Genomic DNA, 12307 nt, shown 5'->3' with positions numbered 1-12307 from the left:
CTTGTGCCGGTGCCGAAGGCGGGTGCCTAGGACTCGAAGGCGGTCGGCAGGTAGCGGTCGACGTTGTCCTTCGTCACGACGGGGGCGTAGAGCTGCACCTCGCGCGGGACCTCCACCTCGACCAGGTCGCCGAGGCTCTTGCCCTGCACCGCGAGCCGCGCCAGGCGGATGCCGTCGGCACCCTGGGTGGACGGGTAGATGACGGTGGCCTTGTGCGGGCCGTTGTCCGCCTTGATCTCGCGCATCACGTTGGCCGAACCGGCGCCGCCGACCATGAAGAACTCGCTGCGGCCGGAGTTCTTGATCGCGGCGGCCACGCCGACGCCCTGGTCGTCGTCGTGGTTCCAGATGGCGTCGATCTTGCGGGCGGCCTGCAGCAGGTTCGCCGCGGCCCGCTCGCCGCTCTCGACGGTGAACTCGGCGGCGACGCGGTTGCTGACCTTCAGGCCGCAGCCCTGCAACGCGTCGGCGAAGCCCTTGCTGCGGTCCTGGGTGAGCGGCAGCGAGTCGATGCCCGCGATCTCCGCGACCACGGCGTCGGCCTTGCCGTTGAGCTTCTCGCAGACGTACGTGCCCGCCGAGACGCCCATGCCGTAGTTGTCGCCCAGCACGGTGGAGCGGGCGGCGAACGGGCTGTCGAACTCGCGGTCGACGTTGATCACCGTGATGCCGGCCTTCATGGCCTTCAACGCCACCGGGGTGAGCGCGGCGCCGTCGAACGGCAGCAGCACGATCGCGTCGACCTTGTCGTTGATGAACGTCTCGACCTGGCTGATCTGGAGGTTGACGTCGTTGGTGCCCTCGACGACGCGGAGCTCCACATCGGAGTACTTGCCGGCCTCGGCCTTGGCGGCGTTGGTGATCGCGGCCATCCAGCCGTGGTCGGCGGCCGGGGCGGAGAAGCCGACGACGACCTTCTTGCCGGGTTCGTCGTTGGCGACCTTGACGCCGCCGCCCTGGTTGTTCCCGCCCTGGCTCTCCGGCGTGTTGCCCGTGCATCCGGCCAGTACCAGTGCGGACGCGGCGGCGAGCAGAGCGACTCTCTTGAACTGCATGGGTTTCTGGTCTCCTCGGGTGGCAGCGGTCGGGTGTCGCGGCGTCAAGCGCCGCTGCGGCGGGCCAGTCGCTGCTGGAGGAGAACCGCGACCACGATGATCGCGCCCTTCGCGACGGCCTGGGCGGAGATGGAGAGGTTGTTGAGGGTGAAGACGTTCGACAGCGTGGTGAAGATCAGGACGCCGAAGACGGTGCCGGCGATCGTGCCGCGACCGCCGGAGAGCAGCGTGCCGCCGATGACGACCGCGGCGATGGCGTCGAGTTCGTAGAGACCGCCGTGCGTCGCGCTTCCCGTCGTGGTGCGGGCGACGAGCATGACGGCGGCGAGCCCGCAGCACAGGCCGAGCAGCGTGTAGAGCATCACGGTGTGCCGCTTGACGTCGATGCCCGCCAGGCGGGCCGCCTCGGGGTTGCCGCCGACGGCGAACGTCCTGCGGCCGAACGTGGTGCGGTTGAGCAGCACCCAGCCGCCGACGGCGACCAGCGCGAAGATCACCACGAGCACCGGGACGCCGAGGATCGAGGCGTCGAAGAACGCGGCGAAGCCCGGCACGTTCACGATCTGGGTCTTGCGGTTGGAGATGATCTCGGCGAGGCCTCGTGCGGCGGCGAGGCTCGCCAGGGTCGCGATGAACGCCACGACCCGCCCGTACGCGATCAGCGCGCCGTTGACGAGTCCGCACGCTCCGCCCACCAGCAACGCGGTGAACACCATCACGATCCAGTGCGTGTCGTTCGCGATCCCCTGGGTGGCAAGGGTTGTCGCCCACACCGACGACAGCGCGACGATCGCTCCCACCGACAGGTCGATGCCGCCGCCGGTGATCACGAACGTCATCCCGATGCTCACGACGCCGATCACGGCCGCGAGCCGCAGGATGGTGAGCACGTTGTCGACGTCGGCGAACCGGTCGCCCGCGGTGATCACCCCGCCCAGGCACAGCAGGACGAACGCGACGACGAGGCCGGTGTTGCGCCCGGCCGCCGACCCGAGCAGGGCCGAGAAGCCGGAGGTCCTGGTGACGGGCGGGCTCTTCTGCGTGGGCACGGCGGTGTTCTCGCTCATGCGGCGTGTCCTTCCATGACCAGGTCGAGGACCCGGGACTCGTCGATCTCGTCGGCCGGGCCGTCGTGCACCACCCGGCCCTCGCGCACCACCAGGACCCGGTCGGCGAGCCCCAGGACCTCCTCGACGTCGCTCGACACGACGACCACGGCCACACCCCGGTCGGCCAGGTCGCGGATGAGCTCGTAGATCTCGCTGCGCGCGCCGACGTCGACGCCGCGGGTGGGTTCGTCCAGCAGCAGCACCCGGCACTCGCGCAGCAACCACCGCGCCAGCACGACCTTCTGCTGGTTGCCGCCGGAGAGCCCGCGCACCACCCGGTCGACGCCGGCGGGCCGGACGTCGAGCGCCTCGGTGAGCTCGCGCGACCGGGCCCGTTCGGCGCCGTCGTCGAGGAACCCGAAGCGGGCGAAGGCGGACATCGACGAGACGGTGATGTTGCGGAACACGGCCTGGTCGAGCAGCAGTCCCTGGCTCTTGCGCTCCTCCGGGCACAGTCCCATGCCTGCCCGCACGGCCGCGCCCACACTCCCCCGCCGCAGCGCCCTGCCGTCGACCTCGACCGTGCCCGCCGCCCGCTTCCTGGCGCCGTAGATCGTTTCCAGGATCTCCGAACGCCCGGAGCCGACGAGTCCGGCGAGCCCGACCACCTCGCCGGCGTGCACCGTGAGATCCACGCCCTCGAAGCGACTGCCGTCGGCCAGCCCGCGCACCGTCAGCACCTCGGGCGCGGCCGCGTCGGCGGGTTTCCGTTGCGGGTAAACGTTCTCCAGCACCCGGCCGGTCATCAACCCGATCAGCTCCGACGTCTTCACCTCGCGCGCGGGCAGTCCCGTCGCGACGGTGCGGCCGTCCTTGAGCACGGTCACCCGATCGCCGATCTCCCTGATCTCGGCGAGCCGGTGCGAGATGTAGACGACGGCGACCCCGTGCGCCGTCAGGTCCCGGATGATGCCGAACAGCACCCGGACCTCGTCGGGGTCGAGCACCGCCGACGGTTCGTCCATGATCAGCAGCTGCCCGTCCAGCGACAACGCCCGCGCCATGCTGACGATCTGCTGGTGCGCCACGGACAACCGGCCGACGTCGCGGTCAGGCGAGATCTCCGGGTGTCCCAGTCGTACCAGCAGCTCCCTCGTCCGCCGCCTGGCCTCGGCACGCCGGGTGAACCCGGCCGTCGCCAGCTCGTGCCCCAGGAACACGTTGTCCGCCACCGACAACCCGGCGACGAGGTCGAGCTCCTGGTAGATCGCGGCCACCCCGCTGCGCATCGCCGCCGTCGGGTTGCCGAACGACACGACCTCCCCGCGCCAGCGGATCTCCCCCTCGTCCGGCCGGTGCGCGCCGGACAGCACCTTGATCAACGTCGACTTGCCCGCGCCGTTCTGCCCGAGCAGGCAGTGCACCTCACCGGCACGCACGTCGAAGTCCACGCCCTGCAGTGCCAGCACGCCGGGAAAGCGCTTCACCAGTCCCTGAACCGAGAGCAGTGCCGAGCTCGTCATTGAGTCCTCCGGGCCCCGGCAACCCTTGTGCCGGCAGGAAGTTCGGCCTTACGAGAACCCACGCTAATGAGACGCCGCTGACGTGGACAAGACGAACGGGGTGGCGCACATCGGCCATCTTTTCCCTTGACCGGAGGGCCCGTTTCAGCCTGTGGTGGCGAGCCACTTCGCCGCGTCGTCGGCGCACTGCTTCAGCGCCGCCCGCTCGCCGAGGTAGCCGATCGGCACCCCGACGACGGGCAGTCTGCCCAACGCCTGGTGGATCGCGCCACCCTGCGGACGGTGGCCGAGCTCCTCGGTGACGGCGGCGAGGAGGTGGCCCTGCTGCCGGAGCAGGTACGCGGTCGCCACGGCCCTGCCACCGCCGGCGGCAGGCAGCTCGGTGATCGCCCGCTTCGCCACGCCCTTCCAGTCCTTGCGGGCGAGAGCCCACCGCCCGGCCGGCTTCTCGTCGACGGGCGCGAGCCCCGCGGGGACCTTCTCGCCCGCCTCGGCGGGCGTCCACCCGAGAGGTTTCGTCCCGACTTCCTCGGCGAGTGCCCACCGTCCGGCGGTCTCCTCGTCCGTCCCGGCGTCACCACCGGCGGCGATCGCCGGGTCGATGTCCCGGTGGAGCAGCACGGACGCGAGCAGCCGCACCTTCGTCCCCAGGTCGTCGACGTCGTGCTCGGCCGCGATGGCGCACAGCAGCAACCCCTGTCCCGCGGAGCCGAGCAGGTCGGCCAGCGGCAGCTTGTCCCCGGCCGGGCCCATGACCCTGGGCAGCGCCGCCACCGCGGCGGTCAGCCGGCCGACGTGATTCATCCACCAGTCCACCCCGCGGTCGTCGCGGTCGCCTTCCCGCAGTTTCTGGACGATCGGCCCGCAGCCGCGCACGAAAACACGGAGAACAGCGGAAACGTGCGCGTCGGTGATCGCCTCGGCCATGGTCCGGCTCCTCACTCGGGGCATTTTCAGCTATTTCGCCCGCGCGCACTCCACCGTTAACGGAATTCACCTCCGAAATACTTGACAAAATAGTGGGCATCAATTTTTCGAATCGACCTCAGAGTTCCAGTGCGACGTCGGTCAGCGGCGCGCTCGTGCAGGTGAGCACCTGGCCGTCGTCCTGCCTCGACACCGTGCCGCTCAGGAGCTTCGCGACGCACTCGTGGCAGCTGCCCACCGTGCACGAGTACGGCATCGGCAGTCCGGCGGCGAGCCCGGCGTCGAGCAACGTCTGCCCCGGCTCCACGATCGCCTCGCCGACGGTCCGCCCGCCGGACTCGACGCGCATCCGTTGCGGCGTGGGAGACCCTGCCGCGGTCACGGCGTTGGCGTAGCTCTCGACGTGCAGGCGGCCGTCCGGCAGGTCGAGGGCCTTCACCGCGACGTCCATCAGCGCCTGGGGACCGCAGAGGTAAAACTTCGCGCCCGGCCCCAGGTTGGCCGCCCAGTTCTGGACGGCGGGGGCGTCGAGCCGTCCGTCGCGGGACGTCAGCACGTGCGTGACGGCGAGCCTCTCGGGGTGCTCGGCGCCGAGCCGGGCGAGGTCGGCGGCGAAGATCGTGTCCTCTTCGGTCCTGGTGCTGTACAGCAGGGAGATCCGTCCGCCGGGCTGCGCGAGCAGGGTGCGGATGATGCTCATCATCGGCGTGACACCGCTGCCGGCGGCGATCAACGCCACCTCGTGGCCGGGTTCGGCGTGGAAGTCGCCGGACGGGCCGCGCACGAACAGCCGGTCGCCGGGCGCGAGCGAGCGGACGTGGTGGGAGAACAGGCCTCCCTCGACCTGCTTGACCGTCACCTCCAGCCTCGCCGTCCCCGGCGCCGATGACGCCGAGTACGGCCTGCGCACCCGCACGCCGTCGATCTCCGTGACGAGCGTGAAGAACTGGCCGGGCCGGAAGTCGAACGGCCGGTCGCCCTCCAGCACCAGCGTCACGGCGCTCGGCGTCTCCTCCCGCACCTCGACCACCCGCACCTCGCGCAACGGGTCCACCTCGGCGGCGCGCGGCTGGACGTCCGCGACGTCGAAGCCCTCCTTGCGCAGGCCGGAGCGGTAGGCGAAGTTCATCGCGACCCTCATCAACCGCGCGGGCATGAGTTTCGCGAGTCGCACCAGCAGCTTGTTCCGCGAGTTGGCGGCCAGGTGCAGGCTCGCCAGCGCCATCAGGTCGGGCACGTCGTCCGGCGTCGCGGCGGTCCACAGCCGGGCTCGCGTCACCGCGTCGTTCGCGCTCAGCTCGGCGGCCTCGACGTCGACGAGCAACGCGGCGTGCGGCGGCATTCCCCGCAGCGCCAGCGGTTCCAGCAGCACGGGATCGACGGTGATCACCGCACGCCCCCGCCCGTGCAGCACCCCCGTGCGGCCGGGCACGAGCGCGGCGAACGAGATCCGGTCGTCCTGCAACAGGTTGTGCAACGTGTCGGCGCGCTTGTTGCCGCGCCGGTCCGCGATCAGCAGCGTGCGGCCGTCGACGATCCGCGCGACCGCTCCCTGGTCGCCGCGGGGACTGGTGTCGCCGCCGCCGTCACCGTCCCAAGTGGACAGCACCAGAAACGGTGAGGAGGCGAGGAAGTCCGCGATGCCGGGCGATCCCAGCGGACCGTCAGCCACGAGCGCACCGCCGGGCGACCCCTGCGGCCGGGCCGGCGGTTGCCACAACCCCGACCGCAACACGGCCTGCGCGCAGTGCACGTACACCTGCTCGATGTCGAACCGGCCTCGCCGCACGGTCCCGTTGACGCGCAGGGTCTCCCCCACCCCGGGCAACAGGAACACCATCGACGCGGGCCCGTCCGCCTCCTCGCACCGCGCGAAGGAGATCCGCGTCGGCGAATGCACCTTTGCGAACCCCGGCGTCCCGCCCACGTACGTGGTCCGGTGCACGCCGTCCGCCCCCAGGTAGCCGAACCCCGCGACCGGGCTGCGCGCGAGCACCGTCACGCACCCGTCGTCCAACGCCCCGAGTTGCTTCTTCATGATCACCGCAGGTGGGCGCCCGACCACCTCCGCCACGGCATCAGCGGTCGTAAGGACATTGTTTTCCCAGCTCATAGCACTATTATGAGCTTTTGCTCAGTTCCTGGATACTCGCTTTCGAAGGGCCGACCATGCCGACGAACAGCCGCGACGTAGGGCCACGTCGCAAGCCCAGCCAGGTCCGCGCGGAGCTCACCCGGGACCGCATCCTGACCGCGGCTGCTCACGTTTTCTCCGAGCACGGCTACGCCGCCGGCACCACGAACCGCATCGCCGAGCGCGCACGCGTGTCGATCGGATCGCTGTACCAGTACTTCCCGAACAAGGACGCGATCCTGGCCGAGCTGATGGTCCGGCACATCGACCGCGGCACCTGGACCGACGCCGACCGGCTCGACTTCTCGCCGGGCAGCCTGGAGTCCGTGGTGCGGGCCCTCGTGCGCGACGCGATCGACAACCACCGCGACGACCCGCGGCTGCTGCGGATCATGATCGAGGAGGGTCAGGTCTCCGACGCCCTGCGCGACACGATCACCCGGCACGGCGCGCAACGCGTCGCCCAGGTGCGCGACGTGTTCGCCCGCCACCCCGACGTGCACGTGCGCGACCTGGACACCGCGGTCGAGCTCGTCGTGTTCACGGTCGAGCTGAACACGCACCGGCTGGCGGCACTGAAGCGCGACGTCGAGACCATCGAGAACGAGCTCGTCGACATGGTGACCCGCTACCTCGGCGGGTGACGCGAGTACACCTCGGAACCGCCAGCAGGGGCCGACGTCATCATTCGTGGCGCAAATTGCTCTTCGCATTCGTTCGGCGAGTGACAGTGCCCCAGATCGAATTAGCGAATCACTGTCGGCGGTGTCCGGAAATACCGCCCGACGGCGCCCGCGTCAGGCCGCGCCGGGCACGAGGGCAACGAGGCGGCAGGCAGACCGGCCGAGCAGCGGCAGCCCTGCATTGGTCGGACCTGTTCCGGAAAATCCCGGTACAAGATGGGCGATCCGCGCCTTGACGGCCGCGAGACATCGGATGTTCACTGGGGACCCGTTCACCTTCATCCTGCTTCGGAAGGTGCTAGATGAGGTTGTCCCGTCTCTTGCCCACCGCCGTGCTCGTAGGCGCCTCACTCACCATCTCTCCCGCCACCGCCGCTCCCGGCGACGCCGCGTTCTCGAACTCCGCGGGCCGCCTGGACGTCGACCACGCCGGTTACCTGTCCAAGCACGACGTCGTCTACAACCGCCCCAACTCGAACCCGAACTACGGGCTGACCGTCGGCAACGGCCGCACCGGCGCCATGGTGTGGCAGTCCGGCGGCCTGAACATGCAGGTGTCCAACGTGGACGCCTCGCAGCAGACCGCGTTCGGCGCCGGCATCGTCAACCTCGCCACCACCCCCGCGATGGACGCGAGCTACAGCACCTACCAGCAACGGCTGTCGCTCTACGACGGCACGCTGACCACGAAGTACGACAACAACCGCACCGTCACCATCATGGGGCAGCCCAACTCCGAGGTGATGGGCATCCACGTCGAGGACGGCCGCAGCGGCGTCAGCGCCGTGACGCTGGAGCTGTCGTTGTGGGACGTCGCGAACCTCGGCAACAGCGGTGACGTGCCGGACATGAACACCTGGCGCACCGTCAGCAGCTACGCCGACTCGACCGGCGCCGGGATCAGCCGCGGGCAGACCGACGCGCAACGCTTCGGGTACACGCTCGCGGCGACCGTGGAGGGCGCGAGCTACACCGCGTCCGTGATCAACAACAGTCGCGTCAGGTTGTCGATCACCCCGTCGTCGAGCTACACCGTGTGGTTCACGGTCTCCACGCGGCTGAACGCCCCGAGCAACAACTCGATCAACCAGGCCCGGACGGCGCTCAACGCCGTGAAGGCCACCGGCTACACCACGACGTACAACAACTACCGGAACTGGTGGCACAGCTTCTGGCAGAAGTCGTTCGTCCAGTACGGCGGCCTGAACGGTGAGGCCGACTACCTGGAGAACGTGTACTACCTGTCGACGTACCTGATCGCGGCCGGCGGGTACGGCAACTACCCGTTCCACTTCATCAACGGCGTGTTCCGCGCGACCGGGGACAGCACGAAGTGGAGCAACGCGTACTGGTACTGGAACCAGCGCGACGTCTACAACTCGTTCCTCGCGTCGAACCACGTCGACCTGATGAACACGTTCAACAACCTCTACAGCCGCAACTACAGCGCGTTGAAGGCGTACACGCAGACGCGGTACGGCATAGACGCGTTGTGGGTGCCCGAAACGATGGGGTGGGACGGCAACGCGCGCGGCACGGTCAACAGCGACTTCACCAAGAACGTGCTGTCGACGGGCTACGAGGCCGCGTTCAACATGTACCTGCAGTACCGGTACACCAACGACGCCAACTACCTGCGCAACGTGGCGTACCCGTACATCCGCGAGGTGGCGAAGTTCTACTCGCGCACGCTGTCGGTCGATGCCAACGGCCAGTACTACATGGCCAACTCGCACGCGCACGAGACGTATTGGAACGTGCGCAACGCGATCACCGACCTGGCGGCCGTGCGCAGCCTGTTCCCGATCGCGTTGCAGGTGTCGCAGCAGCTCGGGCTCGACGCGAACCTGCGGTCGGAGTGGCAGCAGATCCTGAACAACCTCGTGCCCTACCCGCAGCAGAACGGTGCGTACCTGGCACACCAGCCGCCGTTGTCGCAGACCCGCAACGGCGAGAACGTGGCGGCGGAGCTCATCTGGCCGTACAACGTCACGGGCATCGGCTTCCCCGACTACCAGACCGCGCTGAACACGTGGAACACCAGGCCTTTCCCGTACGGCAACGTGTGGGCGAACGACGCCGTGCAGGCCGCGCGGCTCGGGCTCGGCGACCAGACGTTCAGCGGCATGAAACGGATGTTGCAGCAGTACCAGAACTACCCCAACGGGTTCACCAACAACACGAACGGCGTCTTCGAGTACCACGGCGTGCACCTGTCGGCGATGAACGAGGCGTTGCTGCAGTCGTACAACGACAAGATCCGGGTGTTCCCGGCGGCTCCGACCAGTTCGTCGTTCGTCGGCAAGTTCACGCTGCTGGCGAAGAGCGGGTTCCTCGTCAGCAGCGAGCGGGAGGCGAACGAGACCAAGTACGTCGGTCTGCGCAGCCAGTGGGGTGCGACGGCCCAGGTCGTGAACCCGTGGGGCACGCAGCAGGTCCGGGTCCGGCGCACGTCGGACAACGCTGTGTTGCTGACGACGTCGGCGGCCGAGTTCCAGTTCGCCACGGCCACGGGCGGCACGTACGTCGTCGAGCGGACGGCCAAGCCGCTCACCTCGTACGCGACCACCCGGCTCACCGGCAGCCAGAACCAGGTCGCGAAGTCGTTGAGCGGCACCGCGTCCACGCTCGGGCTCAACGCTTCGGGCGGTGGTCTGATCAACAACACCGAGGGCAGTTACGACAACAACTGGCACCTGACCACGAACCGCGGTTACGGCGACTACAACGACGACACGCACCACTCGACCACCGTCAACGCCGCGGCCACGTACACGTTCACCGGCACGGCGATCGAGTACATCTCCGAACGCAACGGCGACATGGGCACGGTCGACGTCTATCTGGACAACGTCTTCCAGGCCACAGTGGACCTCCGGGCGACAGGCACCCGGCAGGTGCAGCAGGTGGTGTGGCAGAAGTCCGGCCTCACCAGAGCCCAGCACACCATCCGCGTCGTCAACCGCAGCACGTCGGTCGGCATGATCGACGCCTACCGGATCACCCCGTGAGCACGGCGTTGAGCCCGCTCGCCTGAGTGCGCCAGTCCCGCTGGTTCGGGGTGCCCCCGGACCAGCGCTGGCCGATGCGGTTCAGCGCGTCGCGGTCCGACGCCCACACGGCGTCGGACTGCTGGCGCGCGAACTGCTGGTAGACCACCGCGTTCGTCGCTTTGTAGAGGTCGTTGAGGTAGCGCATGAAGATTCCCTTGAACTGCTTCTGGTTGTCGTCGCAGTTCGCGTTGGGGTCGCACGACTCGGTGAGCACGCCGTTGCGGGTGAGGCCCGTGATCGCGGAGTCGGCGAGCCGTTTCGCGGCCGTGAGGTACTTGGCGTCGCCGGTCGCGCGGTAGATCTCGGTGAGCCCGCCGATGCCGAGCCCCTGGTTGTAGGTCCACACCGTCTGGCCGTTGTTGCGGCAGTCCTGCGTGATCCCGTCGTTGACCAGCCCGCTCGCGTTGATCATCCCGCTGGCCAGGTACCAGTCGGCGGCCGTGCGCGCGCGTTGCAGCCACACGGTGTCGCCGGGCGTACGGCGGCTGATCGACGCCGTCAGCCTCACGTACTGGCCGTTCGTGACGGCGTTCTTGTAGGTGCGTTCCCTGTCCCACCACACACCGCCGCCGCACGTCCGTGTGTCCCAGTACTGGTGCACGTAGGTCGCGATGGTGGTGGCCATGGTCAGGTAACGCCGGTCCTGCGTGTAGTCGTACGCCGCCACCCACGCCAGACCCCACCACGCGCTGTCGTCGATCGACCGGCTGATGAAGTCGCCCTCGATCGGGTCCGTGCTGCGCTGCCCGGCCGCGAACGGCACCCGGTTCACGTCGAACGTCCGCGCGATCACCCAGTCGTAGTCGCGGATCCCCGAGTCCATCACGGCCGTGAGCGTCGTGGCCGAGTTCCACCAACTCGACTGCCACCACGCCGTGGACGGCTCATAGTCGTAGAGCAGCGCGTCAGCCGCAGCGCGCGCACGGCTCGGCGTAGGTCGTGCCCAGGCCGTGCAGCTGCCTTCCTGATGGGCCGCTTCCCTGCCGCACGCCCGCACGGCTCCGCCGTAGTGCCGGCCGCGCGGGTCGCGGGTGGCGAACATGCTGGTCCGGGTCGTGGTCGCGCCTGCCGGGGTGGCGGTGCGGCCCAGGGACGAGCCTCCCGGCCAGCTGACGCCCGCGTCCCAGGAGCGGTCGAGCCACACCTCGTCCCCGGCGCCGCCCGCCTCGATGCTCGCCCACGCCATGCCGTTCGCGTCGGTCTGCAGGCGGATCGTGCGGCCGTACAACGTCGTGGGCGGCACCGGCTGCACGGGGTTGAGGGCCTGCGTGGGGCTGGTGCGGTCGCAGAGCACGTCGCACACCGTCGGATAGATCCAGTCGGTGCAGGTCACGGCCCTGGCGTCGCCGCACGCCCGGAGCAGGCCGCGCCGGTGGTGGCCGGGGTCGGTGACGTTGTACATGAGGGTTCTGGTGCCGGTCCACGTGCCGGGGATGCTCGCCCTGCCGAGGAGGCCTTCCCAGGTGGCGCCGCCGTCCCAGGAGCGGTCGAGCCAGACGGAGTCGCCGGTGACACCGTTGTCGATGCTCGCCCAGGCCATGCCGTCGCGGTCGGAGGCGTGCAGGACGAGACGGCGGCCGTTGATCAGGCGTTCGGGCACCGGGAACGTCTCCTGCTGGGCCCGCGAGGGGTCGAGGGTGTCGCACGAGAGCAGGCACACGGCCGCAGCAGCGACGAGAGGGGCTGTGGAGGGCGGTGCGGCCGGGGCGGAGGGCAATCCGGCTGGGCTGGGAGGTGCGGCTGTCGCGGTGCCGGGTGGCGCGGCCGGCGCCAGAACCATCAGCAGGGTCACCAACAGATGCAGCAAACCGACCACCCCCGACGTCGCGGACGATCCGTGAGAACGCTCTCATGGTCTTGGATCCGGCACCGCCCGGTCAACC

8 protein-coding genes are annotated in these 12307 nt (G+C 69.3%); 2 read left to right on the top strand and 6 right to left on the bottom strand.

Translation table 11 applies throughout. From position 1 onward, the window contains the following. Window positions 1-26: 26 nt before the first annotated feature. From ACFWNN_RS00135 to ACFWNN_RS00115, 5 genes are all read right to left on the bottom strand, one after another. Window positions 27-1055 (bottom strand): substrate-binding domain-containing protein, encoded by a 1029-nt coding sequence (locus ACFWNN_RS00135; RefSeq protein WP_382437593.1) that lies wholly within the window; start codon window positions 1053-1055, stop codon window positions 27-29. A 44-nt stretch (window positions 1056-1099) separates the two neighbouring features. Next, on the bottom strand, window positions 1100-2122 hold the full coding sequence (locus ACFWNN_RS00130; RefSeq protein WP_382437592.1) for an ABC transporter permease: 1023 nt from the start codon (window positions 2120-2122) through the stop codon (window positions 1100-1102). Continuing rightward, window positions 2119-3627: a sugar ABC transporter ATP-binding protein gene (locus tag ACFWNN_RS00125; RefSeq protein ID WP_382437591.1), complete on the bottom strand. Its 1509-nt coding sequence runs from the start codon at window positions 3625-3627 to the stop codon at window positions 2119-2121. Before ACFWNN_RS00125 ends, ACFWNN_RS00130 begins: the two co-directional genes overlap by 4 nt. Before the next feature lie 144 nt (window positions 3628-3771). After that, on the bottom strand, window positions 3772-4554 hold the full coding sequence (locus tag ACFWNN_RS00120; protein WP_382437590.1) for a hypothetical protein: 783 nt from the start codon (window positions 4552-4554) through the stop codon (window positions 3772-3774). A gap of 118 nt (window positions 4555-4672) precedes the next feature. Continuing rightward, a complete protein-coding gene (locus ACFWNN_RS00115; protein ID WP_382437589.1) occupies window positions 4673-6592 on the bottom strand; it encodes an FAD-binding oxidoreductase in 1920 nt (639 codons plus the stop codon). A 131-nt stretch (window positions 6593-6723) separates the two neighbouring features. Here ACFWNN_RS00115 and ACFWNN_RS00110 point away from each other — a divergent pair, with 131 nt between their 5' ends. After that, on the top strand, window positions 6724-7332 hold the full coding sequence (locus ACFWNN_RS00110; RefSeq protein WP_382437588.1) for a TetR/AcrR family transcriptional regulator: 609 nt from the start codon (window positions 6724-6726) through the stop codon (window positions 7330-7332). A gap of 341 nt (window positions 7333-7673) precedes the next feature. Continuing rightward, window positions 7674-10382 (top strand): hypothetical protein, encoded by a 2709-nt coding sequence (locus ACFWNN_RS00105; protein ID WP_382437587.1) that lies wholly within the window; start codon window positions 7674-7676, stop codon window positions 10380-10382. Here ACFWNN_RS00105 and ACFWNN_RS00100 read toward each other — a convergent pair. Continuing rightward, the gene (locus ACFWNN_RS00100; RefSeq protein ID WP_382437586.1) at window positions 10372-12231 is read right to left on the bottom strand and encodes a glycoside hydrolase family 76 protein; all 1860 of its coding nucleotides are present in this window, start codon (window positions 12229-12231) and stop codon (window positions 10372-10374) included. The two genes, ACFWNN_RS00105 and ACFWNN_RS00100, sit on opposite strands and share 11 nt — an antisense overlap. Between the last annotated feature and the right edge of the window lie 76 nt (window positions 12232-12307).

The sequence above is a fragment of the Lentzea sp. NPDC058450 genome, from assembly GCF_042721395.1.
In the GTDB taxonomy this organism is placed as follows: domain Bacteria; phylum Actinomycetota; class Actinomycetes; order Mycobacteriales; family Pseudonocardiaceae; genus Lentzea.
This window is presented reverse-complemented; position numbering and strand designations above follow the sequence as displayed.

Bases quoted from the DNA above. Each gene is read 5' to 3' on its own strand.
- ACFWNN_RS00135 (WP_382437593.1), bottom strand. From the start codon at position 1,055: ATGCAGTTCAAGAGAGTCGCTCTGCTCGCCGCCGCGTCCGCACTGGTA.
- ACFWNN_RS00130 (WP_382437592.1), bottom strand. From the start codon at position 2,122: ATGAGCGAGAACACCGCCGTGCCCACGCAGAAGAGCCCGCCCGTCACC.
- ACFWNN_RS00125 (WP_382437591.1), bottom strand. From the start codon at position 3,627: ATGACGAGCTCGGCACTGCTCTCGGTTCAGGGACTGGTGAAGCGCTTT.
- ACFWNN_RS00120 (WP_382437590.1), bottom strand. From the start codon at position 4,554: ATGGCCGAGGCGATCACCGACGCGCACGTTTCCGCTGTTCTCCGTGTT.
- ACFWNN_RS00115 (WP_382437589.1), bottom strand. From the start codon at position 6,592: ATGAAGAAGCAACTCGGGGCGTTGGACGACGGGTGCGTGACGGTGCTC.
- ACFWNN_RS00110 (WP_382437588.1), top strand. From the start codon at position 6,724: ATGCCGACGAACAGCCGCGACGTAGGGCCACGTCGCAAGCCCAGCCAG.
- ACFWNN_RS00105 (WP_382437587.1), top strand. From the start codon at position 7,674: ATGAGGTTGTCCCGTCTCTTGCCCACCGCCGTGCTCGTAGGCGCCTCA.